Source organism: Marinobacter sp. CA1 (genome assembly GCF_020546665.1).
Classification (GTDB): domain Bacteria; phylum Pseudomonadota; class Gammaproteobacteria; order Pseudomonadales; family Oleiphilaceae; genus Marinobacter; species Marinobacter xestospongiae.
This window is the reverse complement of record NZ_CP071785.1, coordinates 4098414-4121435: the sequence shown is the minus strand read 5'-3', so window position 1 is coordinate 4121435 and position 23022 is coordinate 4098414. Positions and strand designations below refer to the sequence as shown.

The 23022-nt window shown below is 62.8% G+C and carries 21 protein-coding genes; 7 read left to right on the top strand and 14 right to left on the bottom strand.

Going from position 1 to position 23022, the window contains the following annotated elements:
- Positions 1–2: 2 nt before the first annotated feature.
- Complete coding sequence (locus J2887_RS18925) at positions 3–1193, top strand: methyltransferase (protein ID WP_227172680.1); 1191 nt, start codon at positions 3–5, stop codon at positions 1191–1193.
- Here J2887_RS18925 and J2887_RS18920 read toward each other — a convergent pair whose 3' ends face one another.
- From J2887_RS18920 to J2887_RS18910, 3 genes are all read right to left on the bottom strand, one after another.
- Entirely contained in the window at positions 1194–1733 is a 540-nt protein-coding gene (locus tag J2887_RS18920; RefSeq protein WP_227172679.1) for an outer membrane protein assembly factor BamE, read from the bottom strand. It lies immediately after the preceding gene.
- Complete coding sequence (locus J2887_RS18915; RefSeq protein WP_227172678.1) at positions 1734–2924, bottom strand: OmpA family protein; 1191 nt, start codon at positions 2922–2924, stop codon at positions 1734–1736.
- 151 nt (positions 2925–3075) lie between these two features.
- A complete protein-coding gene (locus J2887_RS18910; protein WP_227176172.1) occupies positions 3076–5319 on the bottom strand; it encodes an ATP-dependent helicase in 2244 nt (747 codons plus the stop codon).
- Positions 5320–5403: 84 nt separating this feature from the next.
- Between J2887_RS18910 and J2887_RS18905 the strand changes: the two genes are divergently transcribed.
- From J2887_RS18905 to J2887_RS18895, 3 genes are all read left to right on the top strand, one after another.
- The gene (locus J2887_RS18905; RefSeq protein ID WP_227172677.1) at positions 5404–5787 is read left to right on the top strand and encodes a DUF2237 family protein; all 384 of its coding nucleotides are present in this window, start codon (positions 5404–5406) and stop codon (positions 5785–5787) included.
- 2 nt (positions 5788–5789) lie between these two features.
- Positions 5790–7931: a tRNA(Met) cytidine acetyltransferase TmcA gene (locus J2887_RS18900; RefSeq protein ID WP_227172676.1), complete on the top strand. Its 2142-nt coding sequence runs from the start codon at positions 5790–5792 to the stop codon at positions 7929–7931.
- An 88-nt stretch (positions 7932–8019) separates the two neighbouring features.
- Complete coding sequence (locus J2887_RS18895) at positions 8020–8718, top strand: ankyrin repeat domain-containing protein (RefSeq protein ID WP_227172675.1); 699 nt, start codon at positions 8020–8022, stop codon at positions 8716–8718.
- 27 nt (positions 8719–8745) lie between these two features.
- Here the strand turns inward: J2887_RS18895 and J2887_RS18890 are convergent, their stop codons facing one another.
- The gene (locus J2887_RS18890) at positions 8746–9846 is read right to left on the bottom strand and encodes an enoyl-CoA hydratase/isomerase family protein (protein ID WP_227172674.1); all 1101 of its coding nucleotides are present in this window, start codon (positions 9844–9846) and stop codon (positions 8746–8748) included.
- Between the two features lie 352 nt (positions 9847–10198).
- Between J2887_RS18890 and J2887_RS18885 the strand changes: the two genes are divergently transcribed.
- Positions 10199–10525, top strand: coding sequence for a c-type cytochrome (locus tag J2887_RS18885; RefSeq protein ID WP_227172673.1), 327 nt, complete (start codon positions 10199–10201; stop codon positions 10523–10525).
- Positions 10526–10567: 42 nt separating this feature from the next.
- Here the strand turns inward: J2887_RS18885 and ppnN are convergent, their stop codons facing one another.
- A complete protein-coding gene (gene ppnN / locus J2887_RS18880) occupies positions 10568–11950 on the bottom strand; it encodes a nucleotide 5'-monophosphate nucleosidase PpnN (RefSeq protein WP_228752824.1) in 1383 nt (460 codons plus the stop codon).
- 151 nt (positions 11951–12101) lie between these two features.
- Between ppnN and thiI the strand changes: the two genes are divergently transcribed.
- Complete coding sequence (gene thiI / locus J2887_RS18875) at positions 12102–13556, top strand: tRNA uracil 4-sulfurtransferase ThiI (RefSeq protein WP_227172672.1); 1455 nt, start codon at positions 12102–12104, stop codon at positions 13554–13556.
- 312 nt (positions 13557–13868) lie between these two features.
- Here thiI and J2887_RS18870 read toward each other — a convergent pair whose 3' ends face one another.
- The 5 genes from J2887_RS18870 to J2887_RS18850 all read right to left on the bottom strand — a co-directional run bounded on the left by J2887_RS18870 (position 13869) and on the right by J2887_RS18850 (position 18627).
- Entirely contained in the window at positions 13869–14435 is a 567-nt protein-coding gene (locus J2887_RS18870; RefSeq protein WP_227172671.1) for a transposase, read from the bottom strand.
- 156 nt (positions 14436–14591) lie between these two features.
- A complete protein-coding gene (locus J2887_RS18865; protein ID WP_227172670.1) occupies positions 14592–15584 on the bottom strand; it encodes an IS30 family transposase in 993 nt (330 codons plus the stop codon).
- Between the two features lie 234 nt (positions 15585–15818).
- On the bottom strand, positions 15819–16385 hold the full coding sequence (locus J2887_RS18860) for a DUF6843 domain-containing protein (protein ID WP_227172669.1): 567 nt from the start codon (positions 16383–16385) through the stop codon (positions 15819–15821).
- On the bottom strand, positions 16382–16978 hold the full coding sequence (locus J2887_RS18855) for a hypothetical protein (RefSeq protein ID WP_227172668.1): 597 nt from the start codon (positions 16976–16978) through the stop codon (positions 16382–16384). The genes J2887_RS18860 and J2887_RS18855 overlap by 4 nt, the downstream gene beginning before the upstream one ends.
- A gap of 632 nt (positions 16979–17610) precedes the next feature.
- Positions 17611–18627, bottom strand: a complete 1017-nt coding sequence (locus tag J2887_RS18850) for a histone deacetylase family protein (RefSeq protein WP_227172667.1) — start codon at positions 18625–18627, stop codon at positions 17611–17613.
- Between the two features lie 259 nt (positions 18628–18886).
- Here J2887_RS18850 and J2887_RS18845 point away from each other — a divergent pair, with 259 nt between their 5' ends.
- Positions 18887–20338, top strand: a complete 1452-nt coding sequence (locus tag J2887_RS18845) for an NAD-dependent succinate-semialdehyde dehydrogenase (RefSeq protein WP_227172666.1) — start codon at positions 18887–18889, stop codon at positions 20336–20338.
- Positions 20339–20348: 10 nt separating this feature from the next.
- Here the strand turns inward: J2887_RS18845 and J2887_RS18840 are convergent, their stop codons facing one another.
- The 4 genes from J2887_RS18840 to J2887_RS18825 form a co-directional block, all read right to left on the bottom strand.
- Positions 20349–20969 carry a LysE family translocator gene (locus tag J2887_RS18840; RefSeq protein ID WP_227172665.1) on the bottom strand — a complete coding sequence of 207 codons (621 nt, stop codon included), beginning with the start codon at positions 20967–20969 and terminating at the stop codon, positions 20349–20351.
- Between the two features lie 77 nt (positions 20970–21046).
- Positions 21047–21838, bottom strand: a complete 792-nt coding sequence (locus tag J2887_RS18835; protein WP_227172664.1) for an AraC family transcriptional regulator — start codon at positions 21836–21838, stop codon at positions 21047–21049.
- Positions 21839–21856: 18 nt separating this feature from the next.
- Positions 21857–22378, bottom strand: a complete 522-nt coding sequence (locus tag J2887_RS18830) for a hypothetical protein (protein ID WP_227172663.1) — start codon at positions 22376–22378, stop codon at positions 21857–21859.
- Positions 22379–22380: 2 nt separating this feature from the next.
- Entirely contained in the window at positions 22381–22956 is a 576-nt protein-coding gene (locus tag J2887_RS18825) for a GNAT family N-acetyltransferase (RefSeq protein WP_227172662.1), read from the bottom strand.
- Positions 22957–23022 lie beyond the last annotated feature (66 nt).

Sequence of the window (23022 nt, the reverse complement as noted above, 5' to 3'; positions counted from 1 at the left end):
TGATGGCGCAGGACTGGTGGTCGCGCTGGCAGGCCCTGGATCACTGGCTGGCGCAGTATCGGCCATTGTGGGCCACAGTGCCGTTCAGCACCCCCGAACCGGACTGGCTCAGGGCGCAGCCGGCGGCCGCCCGCTGGCTGGAGGCGCTGGATGAAGCTGCCTGTGAGCAATACAGCGAGGATCTACCGGCGCTGGCGAAGGACCTCAGCCCGTTCTGGCCGGAACTGGCCGAGCGGGCGTCGCTGCTGGCGGTACCGGTCGCCGAGGCGCCCGCCACGCCGCTGGCGGAATCCCGGGCCCGGGACATGCCGGGCCGCAAGCGTCTGCAGGCCGGTGCCTTCGCGGCGGCGCTGACGCCACTGGAGCCCCGGCTGATCGACTGGTGCTGCGGCAAGGGCCACCTGGGGCGAACCCTGGTGGCCTGCGGTGCCGAGGCGGTGACCGGGCTGGAGTGGGATCCGGAACTGGTGGTTGACGGCAATACGCTGGCGGCCCGGGATGGCGCCGCGGTGACCATCCGCCAGCAGGATGTGCTGGCCAGTGGCTGGTCCCTGCCGGCGGCCGACCAAGTCGTTGCCCTGCACGCCTGTGGCGAGCTCCACCGCCAGCTGTTGCGGCAGGGCAGCGAGGACGGTCTGGCCCGGCTCAGCGTGTCCCCCTGCTGTTACCACCTGGGCGTTGAGGGGCATTATCCGTTGTTGTCCCGGCGTGCCCGCGAGGCGGCCCGGGTCAGCCTGGATGCCGGCGAGATGCGGGTGGTGGTGCAGGAAACGGTGACCGCACCGGCCCGGGTCCGGCGCCAGCGCCAGACCGTTTCCGCCTGGCGGCTGGGGTTCGATGGCCTGCAGCGCCAGGTGCGGGGCCAGGATCATTACCTGCCGGTGCCGCCCCATCCCGCGGCGCTGAACCGTGCCGATTTCCGCGATTTCTGCCTCTGGGCTGCGGAGCGCAAGTCGCTGGCGCTGCCGGTGGATATCGATTACCAGTACTGGCTGGCCCATGGCTGGCGGCGCCTGCATCAGGTGCGTTGTCACGAGCTGGTGCGTCACCTGTTCCGCCGCCCGCTGGAGCTCTGGCTGGTATTGGACTATGCCCTGTATCTGGAAGAGCAGGGGTACCGGGTCAGCCTGGGGGAATTCTGCCAGCGCCCACTGACGCCCCGTAACCTGTTGCTGGATGCCCGCCGCGGCTGATCAGGGTTTGCGATACTGCACGCTGTCGACGCAACCGTCGCGAAAATAGACGAAGGTGAGTTCGTAGAGCCGACCGTAGTAATCGGTGTGATAGACCCAGGCCTCCTGGGGCACGCTGTGGGTTTCCGGTGGCGGCCCGAAGGCTTTGCGGACCTGCTCCCGGGTCATGCCCCGGACCACCTGGTTACGGGCAAGATAGGTGCGCAGTTGAGTGGAGTTGATGTAACGGCAGGGCGAGTCGTCAACACTGTCTGGTGCCGACGGGGTGGTTTCGGGGGGCGGTTCCGGCTCGGCGTCATCTTGGGGCAGGTTGCTGTCCAGGCGCCCGCCCAGACGGTTGTCCGGAACCTGGATTCGGGTGGCGTCATCACCACAGGGTTGGTCGGCAAAGGTCACCCCGTTGCCGTTGTCGCAGCGGTACACCGGTTCAGCACCGGCGCCGCTGCATAACAAACCAGCCGTTACCAGGCTGCCAACCCGCACTGCCCGGGATAACCGGCGCCAGGGCCGATCCGCCCGGGCAGGTGCGGTTGCTGGCACTTAGTAGCGTACCTGGATGTGGGCTTCCACCCGCCGGTTCTGGGCACGCCCACCGGCGCTGTCGTCGTCCTGCAGTGGCCGGCTTTCACCATAGCCCACCGCAGTCACCCGGCTGGCATCGATGCCCAAGGCATCGGTCAGACGCTGGGCCACGGCTTCTGCGCGCCGCTGGGACAGCTTCTGGTTGTACTCGGCGGGACCGCTGGCGTCAGTGTGGCCGGCGATTTCCACCGAAGTATCCGGGTGCTTCTCCATGAACTCGGCGACCCGCCGGATCTCGGCGTCGTAGGCGTCATCGATCCGGGCGCTGTCCAGCGGGAACTGGACCCGCAGGTCGATGGTTTCGATGGTCTCGGTGACGCCTTCGCAGCCCTCGTTATCGACATCGGCACCGGCGGTGGTATCCGGGCACTTGTCCTGACTGTCCACCACGCCGTCACGGTCGGAATCGAGTTCACAGCCACGGCTGTTGACGGTGGCGCCGGCCGGGGTGTCCGGACAGCGATCGAGGTGGTTGGCAATGCCGTCGTTGTCGTCGTCCAGGGCGCAGCCGAGCCGGTCCACCGGCACCCCGGCGGGGGTGCCCGGGCACTGGTCGCTGTCGTCGTAGACGCCGTCCATGTCGGAATCCACCGGGTCCGGTGTGCCGATGGTGCGGCCAAAGGCCAGGCTCAGGCCCAGCGATACCTGGGTGTCAAAGGTGCTTTCATCGATGCCGTGGAATTCCCGCAGATCGCCCCGCAGAGACACGCTGTCGCTGATGTTGTAGCGCACCCCGGCGCCGACGTTGACCCGGGTCTCGTCATGGCTGGTACCGGCGGTGCGGACCGGGCCGTCACCGAAATCGGCGTGACCGGCACCCACGGCCAGGTACGGGTTCCAGGCCTCTTCGGCATCGGCCAGGTAGTACAGACCATCGAGCCGGTACTCGTTGAAATCACTGTCGCCGCTGACGTACTTGCGGTCGGCGTCAGCCTTGGAGTACACCCCTTCGAGGGCCCAGCGTGGCGCGAAGCGGAATTCCACCCCAAAGCCGTAAGTGCCGGTTTCACTCAGGTCGCGCTTGTCGTCAAACAGCTGGTAGCCGGCAAACGGGTTGAGGTAGATGTACTGGTTGGTTTCCTCGGCCACCGCGGGGGTGGCTACGGCCACGGCGAGCGCCGCAGCAGCAAATGGGCGCATGACGGTCATGCAGTACCTCCTGTCCATTCCATTCGTCATTATGTTGTTCTATACAATCCTAGCGTTTCCACAGAGCCTCAATCATGAAAGCTAGGCCATAATTCGGTAATTGACTATCCGTGACGAAGCCATTGATTCTCCATGCGATGAGGCACGCCCCTCAGTCGGCCGGGGAGAAGTACAGGTGGGCGCTCTTTTTCGAGAAGTTGAGCTGTTCACCGGAGTCGAAGCGGACCTCGAACGCGCTTTCCTCCTCGGTCATCACCGTACCAGCACCGAAAATCACATGTCGTAGCCGGGGCAGCGTCCACAACGGCCCGTCGCGCCGGGCGGGCTGGGCATTGGTGGTGGCCAACTCCAGGCCCTCGCGTTCAGCATAGCGCTGGCTGACCGGCGTCAGGGGGTGGTCCAGGGTCAGGGTCTGGGCGTCACAGGCCTGCTCCAAGTGGCCGCCGAGCTGGTCGCTGAGGGAAAAGCAAAGCTCGTCGACGAAGCGGCTGGGGCCCTGGTCACCATCCAGGTGGGGGGCTTGGCCACGGGGGCGGGTGATCAGGTGCAGCTGCTCTCGGCAGCGGGTCATGGCGACATACAGCAGTCGGCGTTCGCTCTCCACCAGCACTTTCAGATTCTCGCCCTGACGGGGGCTGTAGGGCAGGTATTTCTCCTGTAGCCCGGGCACGATCACCCGCGGCCATTCCAGCCCCTTGGTGCGGTGAATGGTGGACAGCAAGACGCCCCCATCGCGATTCTGGCCGGCCTGGGTCTTGAGGGCCTGAAGGTGGATCACCGCCTCGGCGGCGCCGATGTCGAGACTGGCCAGGTAACGCTGGAAGCCCACCACCGTGTCGACGCGTTCATCGGCGGTCTCGTGGGTCAGCGCCAGGCTGCGCAGTCCCTCGAACAGTTCGGTATCCTCGGCGTAGCGCTTGATCAGCGACGCCACCGGGCCCTGGTGGCCCTCCAGCTTGACCAGGGTTTCGCCGAGCCGGCGCAGCTTGCGCCCGGCCATGGGCGGCAGGGCATCAAACTCCATCGCCAGCAGCCGCTGACCCCACTGCCCGGGCATCCTGGCGAGGAACTGGGCGATCTGGTCCAGCTCGGTTTCCTTCAGACCAACGTGGGGGAAACGCAGCAACTGACGGGCGATGTCCAGCCGGTCGGCGTCGGGCATCTGCGCCAGGTTGCCGGCCACCAATTGCAGCAGGCCGGTAATCGCCTGGACTTCGCGGCTGAACAGGGCGCCCTTGCCGGCATCGATGCGATAGGGCAGCTGGCGGGCCAGCAGCTGCAGTTCCAGTGCCACGCTCTGGCTCCAGACCCGGAACAGGATGGCGGTGTCTGCCAACTGCTCCGGTGACAGCTGGGCCAGGATGGTCAGCACCGCGTCGCCATCCTGCTCGCTCTCGTGCAGCCGGACCTCGGTGGCAGGGGTGCCTGGATGGGCATGGCACAGCACGTCCTTGCGACCGCTGTTGTGATGGATCAGGTGGTTGGCCAGCAGCGCCACCCGGTGACCGTAGCGGAAGGTGTAGCTCAGGGTCTGCTCCAGAGGGCTGTCAAACTCCTCACTGAAGCGGTTGAGGATGAATTCCGGCCGGGCGCCGCGAAATTCGTAGATGGTCTGATCCGGGTCTCCCACCACGGTGACGCGGGCCCGGTCGCCGGCAACGTAACGCAGCAGCAGGTGCTGGATCTCGTTGGTGTCCTGGTACTCGTCCACCAGGATCAGGTCCATCTTGTTGGCGACCAGCTTCTGCAGCTGTGGGGTCTGGTGGATCGCCAGTACTGGCTCATAGAGCATATCGGCGTAGCTGATCCGGGCCTGGCCCTTGCGCCACTGCTCAAAGCTGTGGAACAGCTCAATCAGGTAGCGGTGCTTTTCGGTGTAATCCAGTTCCTCGAACACCACGTCCACCGGCGACAGGGTGGTCTTGACCCGGTCAATGAAACTGACGGCGGTTTCCACATAGTCCTTCTTGTTACGGCGGATCTCGTCCGCCAGTTCCGCAGGCGCCAACTCCCGGGTCAGTCGCCAGGCCTGGAACTGGATTTCCTGCTCGCTCAGGATGGCCTCGGAGAAGGCTGGCAGGTAGCCGTCGCGGACGAAGCGCCGGTACAGGCGCAGACCCATGGCGTGGTAGGTGCGGATCTCCGGCAGCATCAGGCCGGTGTCGCGAGTGACGTCCTGCAGCTTGCGCTCGAAGTCGCGGCGGGCGCTGCGGTTGAACATCAGCACCAGCAGCCGCGTCGGATCGTGGCCCTGGGCCAGCAGGTGGCGAATGCGCCAGGCCAGGGTGAAGGTTTTGCCACTGCCCGCGACGGCGGTAATGACGGCGTGTTCGTAGGGCGCGGTGATGATGGCGCGCTGTTCGTCGGTGAGGAAATCGGGCAGGTCGGTTGGCATGGCGCCATTGTAGTCGGCAACTGGTATGGCGGTCACCCGTGCACCATAATGCTCGGCTACTTGTTGGTATCCCGAGGAGGCGAAATGACCGAAGTGATGGCAGAACCGATCAACGTGCTGGGGGAGACTCTGGAAGCCTGTGGCAATGATCCGGTCACCGGCTTCTACCGCGACGGCTGCTGCAATACAGGTCCTGACGATGCTGGCCAGCACACCGTCTGTGCGGTGGTGACGGACGAGTTTCTGGCGTTCTCCCAGGCGCGCGGCAATGACCTGTCCACGCCGGTGCCGGCGTTCGGGTTCCCCGGTCTCAGGGCCGGCGATAGCTGGTGCCTGTGTGCCGGCCGCTGGCAGGAAGCGCTGGCGGCGGGCGCGGCGCCCCGGGTGCGGTTGCGGGCCACGCACCAGGATACCCTGAGCGTGTGTGAGCTGGCGGACCTGAAACGCCACGCCATCGACCTGAGCTGATCATGTCCGCCTGGCCTTCTCCCGACCTGCCGGCCTGGCAGCGTTTCCAGCAGCGTTTGCGGAACCTTGGCCAGCGCCGTCTGGTCCTGCTGGAGGGGGACCGTGATGCCGCCATGGCCTGGCTGCGGCAACTGCTGCCTGGCCTGGATGGCGAGCCCCGATTGTGGTTGGGACCGCAAGCGGCCGCGTGCGAGCTTGACCTCACCCTCACCCCAGTGCGCCCGGCCCGCGCCCGGGACTGGTTGGGTCGGGATGTGGCGCTGCTGGTCTGGGACGGCTGGCACGGCAACCCGCCGGACGCCCTGGCCGCACTCAGCGGCACTTTGGCTGCAGGCGGCCTGTGGTTCTGGCTGATGCCACCGTGCGGGGAATGGGGCCGCTTTGCCGATCCGGATTACCCCCGTACCGGCCTTGACAGCGCTCCCGATCACCCGTTTGCCGCCCGGCTGGCGACCCTGGTTGCCAACGATGCCGAGGTGCTGCGGATTGGCCCCGACTGCTCGGCGATGACGCCGCCGCAGTTGCCGGTCTCCGAGGCACCGTTTTGTCCTGGCACTACCCCCGAGCAGTCGGAACTGGTCGCGGATGTCATCCGGGTAGGGCTGGGGCGGCGTCGACGCCCCCTGGTGGTCAGCGCTGACCGTGGCCGCGGCAAATCCGCTGCCCTGGGCATGGCGGCGATGGCCCTGTTGCAGCAGGGCCGGCGCCGGGTTTTGGTGACCGCGCCCAGAGCCGAAGCGGTGGCGACCCTTTTCCATCATGCCTGTCTGGCGACGGAGGAGGCGCCGGCGGTGGCCGCAGCGGATCACCTGCGGCTGGCGGATGGCGCCGAACTGCTGTTCCTGCCACCGGACCGGTTGCTGGCAGAGCGCCCCGAGGCGGAACTGGTGCTGGTGGACGAAGCCGCAGCGATTCCGGCACCGCAGTTGCGGGCCATCCTGCTGGGCTGGCCCCGCTGCGTGTTTGCCACCACCATCCATGGCTATGAGGGTACGGGTCGCGGTTTTAACATCCGCTTTCGCGGGGTGCTGGAGCGGGAGACTCCGCAGTGGCGCCAGCGTCAGCTTTCGGCCCCGATCCGCTGGTGCCCGGATGACCCCCTGGAGCGCCTGGTGGACCAGTTGTTCCTGCTGCAGACCTCAGGCCCGGACGCGGCGCCGATGGACGAAGCGGTACGGGTGGAGCGCTGGTCTCCGGCCGATGCCAGCGAGCACGAACGACAGCAGGCTTTTGGTCTGCTGGTGGATGCCCATTACCGCACCTCGCCAGGGGACCTTCGCCAGTGGCTGGATGATCCCACCGCCGTGAGCTGGCGGGCCTGGCTGGGGGACCGGCTGGTTGGTGTGCTGTGGGCGGCCCGCGAGGGCGGGCTGTCCTGCCAGCTGGCGGAGGAAGTGATGGCGGGGCGCCGGCGCCTGCGCGGGCACTTGCTGCCCCAGTCCCTGGCCAATCACAGCGGCTTTGCCGAGGCTGCGACCTGCACCCTGTTGCGGGTGGTTCGGATCGCCGTCAGTGCCGGCTGCCGCCGCAGTGGTGTGGGGCAGGCGCTGGTGGCGGCAGCCCGGGAGCACAGTAAACAGGCCGGTCTGGATGCCCTCGGTACCAGCTACGGCGCCAGCCCGGACCTGCTGGCGTTCTGGCAGCGCTGTGGTTTGCGCACGGTGCGCCTGGGGTTGCACCGGGAGGCCAGCAGTGGCGAGTTTACCGTTCAGATGCTGAGTGGCCTGAGCGCAGACGGCCAGGCCTTGGTGGAAGCCATCGCCGCGCGCTTCTCGCAGCACTGGCTGACCCTGTTACCGGTAGTCTGGCCGCAGCTGGCCCCGGAACTGACGCTGGCGGTGACCGCCCAGTTGCCTCCGGCGCCGGTGCTGTCGGCTCTGGATCGACGGGAGCTGGCCGCCTTTGCCGAGGGGCACCGGGGGCTTGAGCTCGCGCTGCCGGTGCTGCGGCTGCTCAGTGCCCGCCCGGACGTGGCCACGTCGCTGCGGCACCATGACGATGCCGGGCTCTGGTGCCGGCTGGTGCTGCAGGGCTGGTCCCCGGCGCAGGCCCAGTCAGCTGGCCTCTGCCATGGCCGCCGGGATGCTGAGCAGCGTCTGCGGGCTGTGACCAGGCAGTTTCTGCCGCATTCGGAGCGGCTCTGAGCGGAACTTGTGAACCGCTCGATTTAACTGCCAAAGCTAACTGTCCAGAATGCAGGCTACGACTTCATCGTGACTGAGACCCTCAAACATGGCGGCGAATGGAACAGCCCTGCGACATCTTGTACGACTTCTACTCCTGGTGATTGGACTGCAGCTGGCCGCCTGTGCCGGTCAGCCGCAACCGGCCAACCTCGACCGGGCCCAGGCCGGCAGTGCGGAAACGCCGTTGATGGCCGCGGTGGCCAGTGGAGATCTGCCACGGGTGCAGACCCTGGCGGACCAGGGCGCGGCCCTCAATACCCTGACCGAACAGGGAACGCCGCTGGCACTGGCGGTACGGCGTGGTGAAGACCGGATTGCCTGGTACCTGCTGAGTCGGGGGGCCTCACCGGACTACGCCGGCGCGGACGGCATGACACCACTGATGCTGGCGGCGGCGGATGGTGAACGGCGGCTGGTGCAGTTGTTGCTCTCCGCTGGCGCCAACGTCAACGCTGAAAGCCAGAACGGGCAGACTCCGGTGCTGCTGGCGGCCCGTGGCGGCCACCTGGCGGTGGTCAAGGTGCTGCTGTCTGCCGGTGCCAACGTCAACGTCAGCCAGAATGGCCGCTCGCTGCTGATGCACGTGGTCTCCGGCGGCGATCTGTTGACCACCGAGGCGGTCATTGCGGCGGGCGCGGAGGTCAATTATCGCGGCGATCAGGGCCGGTCCGCTCTGGACCTGGCCCGGGCCGGCGGTTTCCGCGACATCGAGATGCTGCTGATCCAGGCTGGCGCGGAAACCTGAGGTGGGTGCCCCTGGGCGCACTAGTTACTAAACCAGATCCAGTGGCGACGGCTGGTGGCCCCACGGAGGCGCGAAACGGCTTTCCACCAGCTCTCCGGGCACCTCCCGAACGCTGCCGTGCTGCCAGCGTGGTGACTGGTCGCGATCAATAAGGCGGGCGCGAATGCCTTCCCGGAAATCCGCGGCCTGGCTGCAGTTAAGCGCCAGTGCCAGCTCCATCGTCAGACTGTCCCTGAGCGACATCTGCTGGCCCCGCTGTAATTGCTCCGACACCAGCCAGGGGGTGACCGGACAGCCCTGACGCAGGTTGGCGATGCAGGCCTGCCACCAGTCATTACCCTCATCCGCCGCCAGCAGGCGATCGACAATGTCCGGCAGGGCGCCCTGACGGCACAGGTGGGCGATCGCCTGTTCGTGTTGCGCCAGCTGGCTGTCCGGCAGCGCGGTCGGGTGCTGGCTGGCGAACTGGTTGATCAGACGGTGGAGCCGGTTGTCGTCGGCGGCCACCCGCCCGGTCCAGGCCTGAGCCTGAATCTGGCTCACCAGTGCCTGGCGGGACTGTGCTGGCACCGCCAGATCGGCGAGCCCGACCCGCAGGGCATCGCTGGCGTTCAGTTGCGCCCCGGTCAGTCCCAGAAACAACCCCAGGCCCGCCGGCAGCCGGTTCAGGAACCAGCTGGCGCCCACATCCGGCAGCAGGCCAATGCGGACTTCCGGCATCGCCAGTGCCACCTCGGGGCCCACCAGCCGGTAGCGGCAGGCGGACAGCAGCCCCATGCCGGCGCCGAAAGCGACTCCTTCAGCCAGCGCCACCACCGGCTTGGGGTAGCGATGGAGCCGGTACATCAGCCGGTATTCGCGGGAGAAGATGCCTTCGACGGTGCGGCTGTCGCCCTCGCACAGTGCCCGGTAAAGGGTTTTCAGGTCGGCGCCTGAGCAAAAGGCGGTGTCATCCCGGCTGTCCAGCAGCACCAGGCACACCTGCTCATCCTGCTCCCAGCGGTCAAGCGCCGACAACAGATCATCCAGCATGGTTTCGCTGAGTGCATTGAGGCTGGCAGGGGCATCCAGGGTCAGGTGACCAAGGCGGCCCTGCTGGCAGGCCAGTTCGTTTACCAGGATGGACATTCACACTTCTCCGTTGGTTGATCAGAGGCTCCCTCGTGTCCCGAGCGGTTAATTCGCACTAGATCAGCGAATTACCCGCTCGGGACGCTGGAACACTGCGAGCTTATCCTGTCCCCGAGTGTGACGGTAGCGCAGGGCCCGGGGAAGGGGACAAACGTCGATTGCGGGCGGTGCTGCCAAAATCCTGTTGCCCGCCGGTTACGTATGGGTCTGGTGACCCCCTGGGGGTGATACGACAACGGTTCCAAAGTCGTAACTTGATCTATCGCATTTGAGCGGTTAGGGGGCTATGTTATAAATCCGGCCCTCGGGCCCCAGGGCTTACATAAAAACCGATGAGAGGGTAGCACCCATGAAGCTGAAACACTTTGTTCTGACAGGCGCCGTTGCACTGGCGGCGGTTCCAGGTTTGGCGACAGCCGGCGATGCCGCAGCAGGGCAGGCCAAAGCGGCGGTTTGTGCAGCCTGCCATGGCCAGAATGGTGTTGCACAGATTCCCATGTACCCGAATCTGGCGGGCCAGAATGAGGCCTACCTGGTCAGCTCCCTGAAAGCCTACCGTTCCAAGGAGCGCAATGGCGGCCAGGCAGCGGTGATGCAGGCTCAGGCAGCGGCACTGAGCGATGAGGATATTGCCAACCTGGCGGCCTACTTCGCCAGCCTGCCAGCCGGCGGTTAATCCTGGTGGAATGGCCGGAGCCCGGGCTCCGGCCTTGGCCACTCAGGCGGCGCCGCGAATGATGCGGTAGCTGGGGTGGTAGGACACCGAGCCGGGCAGTTTCATCCGGTTCTGCTGTACGAAGGCCGCCAGCATTTCCTCCAGGGGCTCCAGCAGGGCCGGGTCTCCGGCAATCTCGAACGGCCCCTTTTGCTGTATCTGACGAATCCCCTGTTCCTTGACGTTGCCGGCGACAATGCCACTGAAGGCCTTGCGCAGATTGGCGGCGATCAGGTGAACCGGCTGGTTCTGGTGCAGCTCCAGCGCCCGCATGGTCTCGTGGGTGGGTTCAAACGGCAGCTGGAACACCGGATCGATTTTCAGCATCCAGTTGAAGTGGTAGGCGTCCTGCATGGCGCGTCGGAACACCGCCACGTCGTCCATACCTTTCTTCATGATCTGCGCCACCCGCACCGGGTCATCAATCACGATCTCGTATTTGCTCGCCGCCTCTTCGCCCAGGGCATTGCGGATGAAACGGTCGATCATCTCGAAATAGTCGGCGTTCTCCTTGCGACCGGTGAACACCACCGGGAAGGGCAGGTCGCGGTTGTCCGGATGCAGCAGAATGCCCAGCAGGTAGAGAATTTCCTCGGCCGTGCCGACGCCACCGGGGAACACGATAACGCCGTGTCCGGCGCGCACAAAGGCCTCCAGCCGTTTCTCGATGTCCGGCATGATCACCAGTTCGTTGACGATCGGGTTGGGGGCCTCGGCGCCAATGATCGCCGGTTCGGTGATGCCGATGTAGCGGCCATCCTTCACCCGCTGTTTGGCGTGGCCGATGGTAGCGCCCTTCATCGGTCCCTTCATGGCACCGGGGCCACAGCCGGTCACGATGCTCAGGCCGCGCAGGCCGAGCTGATGCCCGACGTCCTTGCTGTAGGTGTACTCCTCGCGGTTGATGGAGTGGCCGCCCCAGCACACCACCAGATCGGGCTGGCGACCGGCCTGCAGCACCCGGGCGTTGCGGAGAATGTGGAAGATCAGGTTGGTGATGTCCTCCGGGTCGTCGCGGCGAAAGCCGGCGGCGGAGCTGGGAATGGAGTGGGAATAGACGATGTCCCGCAGCACTGAAAATAAATGTTCCCGGTTGGCCCGCAGCATGTCGCCGTCGACAAAGGCGCTCGCCGGGGCGTTGATCAGTTCCAGCTTGAGCCCCCGGGGCTGGGGCACCAGGCGGATGTCGAAATCGGCGTGCTGTTCCATCAGGCTCTTGCAGTCGTCGGCTTCGACGCCCGTGTTGAGCACCGCCAGGGCGCATTGCCGGAACAGCCGATAGAGACCGCCTTCACTGCGGTCCTTGAGGCGGTTGACTTCGTGGTTGGACAGTATTTCGAGACTGCCCTCCGGGGATACCAGTGCGTTGATGGTGGGTTCACTCATGAACAGACGTGCTCCTGTCAGGCGAAGAGTACCGGTCCTTACCTCTAACTTAGCCCATTTCCGTGGGCGCTGATTTTGAGGCTCTGCCGGAACAGGTTACACTAAGCGCTTTCTCCTCTTTACGCCACCCAGCCAGAAGTCGATTCCCGTCATGAAATTCCTGATTCGTCCCGCGTCGGAAGTTGCGATCAAAAGCAAGCCTGTCCGCCGCCAGCAGATGCGCCAACTGCGCCAGAATGTCCGCAAGATCCTGATCCGGCTGGACCCGGACATCGCTGTCGAGGGCAGCTGGGACCGCATCAATGTGGATGTGCCGGACGACCGCAGCCTGGCCGGACCGGTGGTCGATGAGCTGGTGCGGATTCCCGGCATCTCCACCATCCAGGAGGTGGCCGCGTTTCCGTTGGTGGATATGGACGACGTCGCCGCCAAAACGGTGGAGGCCTTTGCCGCCGAGCTGGCTGGCAAGACCTTCGCAGTCAGGGCCAAGCGCACCGGCACCCACAGTTTCAACTCCCTTGATCTGGAACGTCATGTTGGTGGCGCACTGCTGAGCGCTTCCGAAGCTCGCGGGGTGAGTCTCAAGGCACCGGAAGTTGAGGTGCGTATCGAGGTCCAGCAGGAAGAATTCATGGTGGCCCGTCGCCGTCACCGGGGTATGGGCGGCTACCCCCTGGGCAGTATCGAGTCGGTCATGACACTGATCTCCGGTGGCTATGACTCCTCGGTGGCAGCCTATCTGATGCTGCGCCGGGGCCTGCGTACCCACTACCTGTTCTTCAATCTGGGCGGCACAGCCCATGAAGTGGGGGTGCGCCAGGTGGTGCACTATCTGTGGCAGCGGTACGGCTCGTCCCACCATGCCAAGTTCATCTCGGTGCCGTTTGATGGCGTGGTGGCGGAAATCATGCGGTCGGTGAATAACCGCCACTGGGGCGTGGTGCTGAAGCGGGAAATGCTGCGGGCGGCGTCTGCGATTGCCGACGGCCAGAACACCGAAGGCCTGGTGATGGGCGATGCGGTGGCCCAGGTGTCGAGTCAGACCCTCACCAACCTCAACGTGGTCGACCGGGCCAGCGAGCAGGTGGTGCTGCGGCCGCTGATTGCGATGGACAAGGAGCAGATCATCAAGGTGGCCCGTGACATCGGCACCGAGTCGTTCGCCCGCACCATGCCGGAATACTGCGGCGTGATCTCCCAGAAACCGGCGACCCGAGCCAAGCTGGTGCGGGTAGAGTACTGCGAATCCCAGATGGACCCGGCGGTATTGCAGCAGGCGATTGAGCAGCGTACCGAGACCTCGGTCGCCGACCTGATGGATACCCTCACCACGCCGGAGGACGTGGAGCTGGTGCCGACACCGGCGGTGGCGGATGTGATCATCGATGTGCGTCACCCCTCCGAAGAGGAGCGGGCGCCGCTGGATCTGCCCAGCAACGAGATCCTGCGCATTCCCTTCTACGAACTGAACCAGCAGATCGGCCAGCTGCCCAAGGATCGCCAGTACCTGCTGTACTGCGACCGCGGCTCCATGAGCCGCATGCACGCCGGCCATCTCAGGGCCGAAGGCTATAGCAACGTCAAGGTCTATGCGCCGAACGCTTGAGATCTGCGATTTTTACTGACTCAGGACTCTCTTCCAAGGGAGTTCTTGCCAAACTTGGTTTTCTATCCGAATAAGCCAGATGAGATAGACTGTCTGGCTTGTGTGGATATACTTCGGTCCTAGGAGTCTGCGGCAGAAGTATTTTGAGCAAGCACCTCTGTCGCGCCGCCTTATAATTCGGGACCGCAAACGTATCCACACAATCTAACCGGATAAAGTCTTGGCTTTATGTTCTGGCAACCAGGACGGTTATGAACGAGCTCGCGACCGTGTACCGATAGCCCAACACGTTCTGCAACCCCTTCAAATCGCCTATGTCAGCCTCATCAGCGAGCTCATCCGCCGGAGGTTGAGCGACAAGCAGACTAGATCCCACTCACCTTGCACTGCGTCGAGCCCCCGCAGACTGACCTGGCGGAAGCACAGGATCTGTTTGATCCAGCCATTGACCGCCTCAACCAGGTGCTTACGCCGGGCGTAAACCGATTGACCTGTCGCGGTGGCCAGTTTCTCGTCCATCCGGGCCGTCGCGGGGTAACGGTTCGCATCGATCTCGGTGGTCTTTTTGCCTTCCCGTCGTAGCGAGACACAGCCGTTGATGCCCCGGATCTCCAGGGCCTGAAGATCATCTTCCTTACGATAACCGACATCGGTCAGGCATTGATGAGAATCGCCGCCCAGGATGTCTTTTACCTCGTTCAACAAGGGCAGAAGGCAGCCGTTATCATTGGGATTGTTGTCCTGGCGGTTGGCGACAATCCGTTGGAACTCACCGTCCACGGCCAGTTGGCCGTTGTAGCATTGCTGGAAGCCATCCGCCATTTTCATGATCCGGCTCTGGGGATCGGTAACGTTGCTCTGATCCTTGTCATCCGGCACCCCGTAATCCCGTTTGAAATTTCGACCGCCACGGGGCAAGCGGCGATCATCATCCGGAGAACGCGCCCGCGGCCTTGTCCCGCGCCTTTTGGTCTGCTTCCAGCTTTTCTTTGGCTGCTCGGATCTTGTCCAGCTGATTTGGTTCACATCCTGAAGTCAAACAATAAGTGCAGCACCACTCGTTGGTAGTGCCCCGGAATATTCTCCCCAGAACACCTCCGCCGGTGTGCGGTACCCCAGCCGTTTTCTGGGGCGATTATTGATCTCATCGATCACCCGATTCAGGGCTCGCTGACTGACCGTTGAGAAGTCGGTTCCCTTCGGATAATACTGCCGTATCAAGCCGTTGGTATTTTCATTGGTCCCACGCTGTCCTGAGCAATAGGGATCACAGAAGTACGTCGCCATGCTCAAGGCTTTGGCCATTCTCTCGTGGTCTGCGAACTCACTGCCATTGTCCAGCGTCAGGGTGCTGACGGCGCCGCGAAGCGGCGTCATCAAGCGGATGATCGCATTCGTCGTCAGGTCGGCTGTGACACGCGCCAACCGGCCTGCCAGCAAGTATCCGCTACGACGTTCCACGAGCGTTACGATGCCTGACTGCTTGTGGCCGTGCAGAACCGTGTCTCCTTCCCAGTGACCCACCTCCAGACGCTGGTCTATCTCGGCAGGTCGATGCTCTATACCCGTTCGATTCGGGATCTTGCCCAGTCCCGCGCGCTTGGCCAGATCTCGTTGAGCGCGGCGCCTCCTGGAGTGCCGGCCGTAGGTCCAGAGCTTGCCGCCGTTGGCGCGGTCCCGAAGGATCAGGTCATAGATCCACTGGCGGCTGACCCGGAGCTGCCCCAGGCGCGCCATCAGGCCTGCGATCTGATCCGGACTCCAGCGCTTTCGGATCAGTCGGCTGACCCAGTCAATCAATGACGAAGCCCGCTTGTGGGCTTTATTGGCCTGCCGTCGCCGCTGGTCACTGCACTGCTGTGCCAAGGCAGCCTGGTAACCCCCTGCGGTCGCGTTGCGGCGTAGCTCCCGACAGACGGTGCTGCTGTGGCAGCCCAGAATCGTGGCAATCTGGCGTTGGCTCTTGCCTGCCACACGCAGGGCAGAAATCTGGTACCGTTGTTCCTGGGTCAGTTGTCGGTATCCCATCACTGCTTCACTTTGGTCGGTAAAGCGAATGAGGGTACCGGCAGCGACCCTCCTTCCTCTACCTCGTTATCTCAAAGTGCTGCAGTTATTGTCTGACATCAGGATCACTGAAAACCTGAAGTCAAACAGTAAGTGTAGACGCGTAACTGGGTCTTGCTTGTTGCTCCCTAGAAACGTGTAACTAATAATGAAGTACATGGCTCTTGAGGAATTTTTTGGAGATGAGCTTAGGTACTACTTTGTACAAGCCTCAAGAAATATTTCGTCTGGAATTTGTTCAACGCCCCTTTCACTGAATAGGTCGAAAAAGCCCTGCCCATCCAGGGCTTGAGCTTTTGTTCCAACGTAGAAGTTTGTCTCAGTGATCTGGCAGTGGCGAATAGGCTCGAAAACCCCAATACCCCCACCAAATACCGTTACATGTTCATCCATTCTGTTTTCAGGTGTATCTTTCAGGCTAGTAGTCCAGCGTTCGGTGATACGAGTCCTGGTTCCATCTGGCGCGACGAAGAAGAAGTCTATTTTGTTGCTTTGAATCCAGCCCTCATTTGGGTCCGATTGCATCATCAGCATGCCATCTTCCGGGATTTCGTACACTCTGGCGTCGGCTTCGTATTCTTGGGGTTCGCCCTGCGGAATATTGAACAAGATGTAGAAGGAGCCGACGTAGCCTTCAGGAATTAGGTAAATTTCTGCATCTCTGCTGGTTTCTTTTGTATCCCGAGCACATGAGCTTAATGATGGGATCAATAGACACCCAAGCAAAGTCCATGTTATTGAAGTTAAAGTGAGGTTGTTCACAACAGGCATTCCATGTTGAATAACCCTTTGAGATCTGACCGCTCCAGTCCCATGCAGTGGCCGCTATTGGGGCTTATTGATGTAAAACGACTATTCCAGTCAGAAATGCTTTGGTACTCCATCTCACGCTTGTTCTTCTTCTTTCGAGCCAGTTCATCACCTACCACGCCTTTGAAACTGCCGTCTCGATTGATCGGAAGTCTGATAGCGCACGCAATCATTGGGTAACCTGCGTTGAGCGCAAGAGTGGTAGCTGGCATTCCTTTACGAACATGCACGCCTAGGAATACTGGCGTTTGCCCTGGTCCAACAATGAATGCCTCACAGTTGGGGAAGCCGTCTCCTTTGATATAGGCAACTATATCCAAATGGCGCTTAATCCTGTCAATATCGATCAGAAGCTCGTAGCTGACGTTGAGAGTTGGCTCATACGAAAACCCCAGGCGTTCCTGCATTTCTGGAGAGCCGTTCATCGCGTGATTTACACCTCCGTATGATCCGGCTATCCTGAACTGGCTAATACCTTTGGGCTTTTTGCTTGCAACAACGTTCACTCTACCTTCAGGTGCCAGTCGTCCAGAGTATTCTTGCATCTCATCAGACCACGGTGCCTTAGATGGGTCGGAGCGTGTTCGTAGCTCACTTATGCTTCCCGGCTCAGTATTTAGTACAAACCTTTGCCATATTCTGGATGTAAGGACATTTGAGCCGCTGGGTTGAAGAGAGAAGCGGCGATCATCTCCTTCGAAATATAGACCTGACCATCCGAAATTCTTTTCTGGATGAAAAGACCGAATATTTAATTAATAGCGAGAGAGTACTGCGGGAGGTTGTTGAGTCATAGTCATCCTTGTAGGTGTCAGTTGTCCATGGTTATTACTAATGGGTAATAAAGTAACCGAGTGCTTAAGTATTTCGACTGAAAAATTCAAGAAATCAATAAGATTTTCATTATATCAGCAGCTTGAGGCTGCTGACTTTTTCGAGCATTGAGTCGAGCTGAGTTCGGATACAAAGTTTCGCATTAGTACGTGGCTCATCCTACATCAGAGCAAGCGTACCAGCGAGAACCAAATACCTGAATGGTGATTTCGCTTCTAAACATTCCCGATGCGGTGCTGGCTCAGCCAGACCCCGGCCTACGACTATTGACGCTGTTAGGGAGCGCCTGAGCTGCTGCGCAGGTCAGGTGGATGGATGTCAAAAGCAGCGAGGTCTGTGTCTCTTACCCCTCCAGCCCCTTAAAGAACTGCTGCACGTTCGTGCTCAGTGCTTCCAGGTCGTAGCCGCCCTCCTGAACCACCAGGGTGGGCAGGCCGGCCAGGCGGATCTGGTTGCCGAGGCGACAGAAACCTTCTGAGCTCACGTCCACCTTGGCCTGAGGGTCGTTGCGGTAGATGTCGAAGCCCAGTGTCAGTACCAGGGCATCAGGCTGGAACAGCTTGATGGCGCTCAGGGCTTCCGTCAGCTTGTCAAAGAAGACCTCCTCCGGAGAGCCGTGGGGCATCGGCAGATTGATGTTGTAGCCCAGGCCTTCTCCCTCACCGCGTTCGTCCTCGTAGCCACTGACCACCGGGTAGAAATTGGTGGGGTCGCCGTGGATGGAGACGTACAGCACATCGTTGCGATGGTAGAAAATCTCCTGAATGCCCTGGCCGTGGTGCATGTCGGTGTCGAGGATGGCGATCCGCGGGAAACGGGCGGTGAGCTTCTCCGCAGCGATGGCGGCGTTGTTGAGGTAACAGAACCCGCCGGCGGCATCACGGCGGGCATGGTGGCCGGGTGGGCGGCATACCGCGTAACTGGTGCGCTCGCCGGCCATCAGCGCGTCGGCGGCGCCGAGAGCGGTCTGCGCCGACCAGTAGGCGGCCTCCCAGGTGTTGGCGCCGATGGGACAACTGCCATCGGCGAGGTAGCGGGCGGCCTCGGCGAGAATGCCGCGCAGGGCGTTGGGGGAGCGGACGAAGATGTTGGACATGACCTCATCGCCCCAGTCGTCGCCCATCTCCAGCCAGCGTGGGTGGGCGGACTTGAGGAATCTCAGGTAACTCAGGTCGTGAACCCGGGCGATGGTGCCGGAGCCCTGGTCGGCCGGAGTCAGCACCGGAACGTCCATGGCCCGCAGGCCTGCAAGCATCTCGCCGGTACGGTCCGGCACCTCCTGAGGCTTACGCATCTGGCCCCGGGTAAAGTACGTCTTGGGGATGTGCAGATCCTGTGACGGGTGGAAATAGGCTTTCATTGACCGACCTCCTGACGTTCCATGGTAGTTCGAGTATAGGCAGGGAAATCGACCTAAGGTCAAGGCGGCCAACCGTTTTTTTGTGCTGATGAATTTCTCGCCAGGTGGCTTTACAGCGGCGCGGTCAACGACCAAGATGAGTCGGGTATACCCGGACAGGAAGCCGGCAGTGGTTTCCTGAGGACGGATTGCACCCCGCCTTCGATTCCAGGAGCCCGGTGCAGTCCGCCGTCGTGCACCGAACCCGTGAGGAGCGAAGATGATTCAGTCCCCCCTGTTGACTCAGTTCACCGGATACATCGACGGCCAATGGACGCCCCAGACCGACGACCGGTTTCAGGTATTCAATCCCGCCACCGGTGATGTCATCGCCGAGGTGGCATCCCTGTCGGCGGACCAGGTGACCCAGGCTATCGAGGCTGGTCAGTCGGCGCTCAGGCTGATGCAGCCATACCCGTTGGAAACCCGTCGTCGCTGGCTGGAAGAGATCCGCGATGCCCTGACTGAACACCGGGACGAGATTGGCCGCATACTCTGTGCCGAGCATGGCAAGCCCCTGGCCGAAGCCAAAGGGGAAGCCGATTACGCCGCCGGTTTCTTTGACTATTGCGCCCGCCACATTGGTGCGCTGGAGCCTCACGAACTGCCGGAGCGGGCCCGTAACTGCAGTTGGACGGTGCACTACCGGCCAATCGGCGTGGTGGGCCTGATCACGCCCTGGAACTTCCCCATCGGCATGATCGCCAAGAAGCTGTCGGCGGCGTTGGCCGCCGGTTGCCCCTCGGTGATCAAGCCGGCCAGCGAAACCCCATTGACGATGATTGCGCTGTTCAGCCTGATGGATCAGCACACGTCGATTCCCCGAGGTATGGTCAACCTGGTGATGGGCAAGGCGTCGGTGATTGGCAAGGTGCTGTGCGACAGCCCCGAGGTGCCGATGCTGTCGTTTACTGGCTCGACCGAAGTAGGCCGTCAGCTGATTCTCGATACCGCCCAGCAGGTCAAGAAACTGTCCCTGGAGCTGGGTGGCAATGCCCCCTTCATCGTCTTCGCCGATGCCGATCTGGATGCCGCTGCTGACAATCTGATCGCCAACAAATTCCGTGGTGGTGGCCAGACCTGTGTCTGCGCCAACCGCATTTTTGTCCAGGATGAGGCGATGGCAGCGTTTGGCCAGAAACTGGCGGAGCGGGTCGAGCGGATGACCGTGGGCAATGGGATGGACGACGGCATCGACATTGGTCCGCTGATCAATCGGGCCGGCTGGGACAAGGTGCACCGCCACGTCAGTGACGCCCTGGACAAGGGCGGCCAGCTGGTGGCCGGACCGGCGCCGGGCAGCCTCAGCGGCGATAACCTGTTCTATCCGCCCAGTGTGGTTGCTGGTGTCACGCCGGACATGGCGTGCTTTCGGGAAGAAACCTTCGGTCCGCTGGTGCCCATGGCGAGCTTCCGTACCGAGGACGAGGTGGTGGCTGCCGGCAATGACACCGAGTTCGGTCTGGCAGCCTACGTCTTCACCGCCGACGCCGAGCGCGCCCAGCGGGTGGCGGCGGGTTTGCGTTTCGGCCATGTCGGCTGGAACACCGGCACCGGTCCCACCCCTGAGGCTCCCTTTGGCGGCATGAAGGCATCCGGTATTGGTCGTGAAGGCGGGTTGGAAGGCCTGTTCGAGTTCATCGAACCCCAGACCATTCCTCGCGGCGACTGACCTCCGTCCTCTAGAGCGACAGTGGCCAAAGGTCGTTGTCGACGATCAGCCAAACCGCAACCAGCAACAGGCAGGTACCGTACAGCCGGTTCTGGTTGCGGGCGAAACGCTGGCCGCTGCCCAGTCGCGCCAGCAGCGCCCCCGCCTTGATCCACACCAGGTGCATGGCCACGTTCAGCACCGCCAGCCACGCCACCAGCACCAGTGTGCCGGCTGCTCCGAACTGGGAGCGGGCGGCTTCGCCGAACAGCGAAAACATCAGCACCACCAACAGCCAGCCCTTGCCGTTCAGGGTCTGAATCGTCACGCCTTCGACAAAGCCCAGGGCCGGCCGGGCATCCGGCTGGGCGGAGGACCCGCTGCGCAGGAAACCTGTAGCCAGATAAACCAGATAGGCTGCGCCGGCGAGTTGCAACAGCGGCACCAGATACGGGTAGCGGGCAACCACCTGGGCGAGTCCGAAGCCCACCACCAGCGACTGCACCAGGAATACCGTATCCACGCCCACCAGGAACGGCAGCGAGCGGCGCACGCCCAGCTGTGCGCCACAGGCGGCAAAGACGATGTTGGCGGGGCCGGGACTGAACACCAGTGGAAACATCACGCCCAGCCAGGGCATCAGTAAACTCATAGCGACTCCTCCAGATTGGAGGTTCAGGGTACGGCGCAACGGCCGCTGGTCGCTTGTACAGAATTGCAGGCAGCCGGTCAGTCGGTGCGGTAATGGGAGGGGGGCACCCCGAAAGCACGTTTGAAGTTGCGGGAGAAGTGGCTTTGATCGTAGAAGCCGCAGGCCAGGGCGGTGTCCAGTTGGCTGCAGCCCGCCGCCAGGGAGCGCTTGGCGTGATGGACTTTGAGCAACAGCAGGAACTGGTGGGGCGTGAGACCATAACGGGCCTGGAAACTGCGGATCAGCTGGAACCGGCTGGCACCGGTGACGGTTTCGAGGGTATCCAGCGAGACGTTGCTGTGCCAGTGGTCGTGCAGGTAGTCATGGGCGCACTGTGCCGCGGGCCGGTCGAGTGCCGGTGTGGGCGTTGATGATCGCTGGCCGTGGCGGCGGAACAGCCGCTCCAGACACTGGCTCAACAGGGTGTTCCGGGTCAGGCTCAGGCTTGGCTGTTCGAGGGCCCGGTGCAGCGCCAGCAGCAGGGTAAACAGCGCCGGGTCGTGGATCACCGGGCGCTCGATGATCGGTTCAAGTGGCGGGTCCAGTAGCTGCCCAAGCAGTTGGGGATCAAAGTAGAACATGCGGTAGGTCCAGCCCTGATCGGCGCCGGCAAACCCGGTGTGGACCTCCGCCGGGTTGATCGCCACGATGTGCTGCTCCGGGATCAGCAGCCGGTCACCGCGGTAGTCCAGGCCTTCGGCGCCTGCCTCAATCACGCCAATGGCCAGCTCATCGTGCCAGTGGCGGCTGAACTCAAAGCGGGTGTAGCGGGCTGACAGTAGCTCAATGCCGGGATGATCGGGGTGACGCCACAAGCTGGAAGTTTCCACGTTGGCTGCCTGCCTGAGCTAGCGGTTAGTGCCCGGTCCGCGTTTGCCGATGGCTTTGGCGGCGGCCTTGAGCAGGCCACGACTGTAACGGTCGTGGAAGCTCTGGAGGAGGCCGAACAGCGGGCCGAAGCGGGGCTCGCCGGCCTCATTATAGGCCAGCGGAACCACGACGGAACCGAAGTACAGGCGGGTGGTTTGCGGCCCGGTTGATGCCACCATCAACCAGGAACGGGTGCGACCGGTAAAGTCCCGCAGCAGCAGTTGGTCGGGATGCCGGCCCTCCACCGTCCAGGCGGAGAAACGCTCGGTTTCGGCCTGCGCCAGGGCGCGGGCATCGGCATCGGATGCTGGTTTGCGGGCCAGCGCCAGCAGTCGCCGTTCGAGCTTGAACAGTGGGGTGGTGTAGAACGCCTCAATATAGTCCGCCAGGCTGACCTGTCCGGCCACCTCGGTGGTCAGGCAGTCCAGGTAGGCCTGCTGTTCCTGGTAGGGGGCCGAAAGTGCGTGTTGTGGCAGTTCCGTGGGCTGGATCTGGGGCATGGTCAGCGTTCCTGTGGGATGGTGTTGGTCGCCTGCCAGTCAGAACGCAGTAGGCCGTAGAGGCCGGAATCCGACACCTGGCCATCGATGATCCAGCGTTCACGCAGCAGTCCTTCGCGGTTAAACCCGAGCCGCTCCAGAGCCTTGCCGGATGCGGTGTTGGCGGGATCAATCTCTGCTTCCAGCCGATTCAGGTTGAGGTCCTCAAAGCCAAAACGGATCAGCGCCTGCCCGGTTTCCTGGATGTAGCCTTTGCCCCAGCTCTGGCGAGCCAGGCCGAAGCCGATTTCCGCGCGGCGCGATTCCACATCGTAGGCGAACAACAGGCACTTGCCCAGCAGTTGCTGACTGTGGCGATCGTACACTCCCAGGATGACCTGTTCCTTTGAGGCCAGGGCCTGATGGCTTTGCTCAATAAAGTCGATGGCATCCTGACACGAGGACCAGGGTGGGGTGTTCCAGTAACGCATCACCTCCGGGTCGGAGAAAATCGCGAGCAGGGCGTCAGCGTCGCCGGTCTGTAGTGGCCGCAGGCTGAGGCGGTCGGTGGTCAGGCTGATACGGCGGAAATCGGGCACAGGGCATCCTCTCAGAAAACGCAGCTTGAGAGACTGGATATGGCGCCAAAGGACTGAAATGCAAGA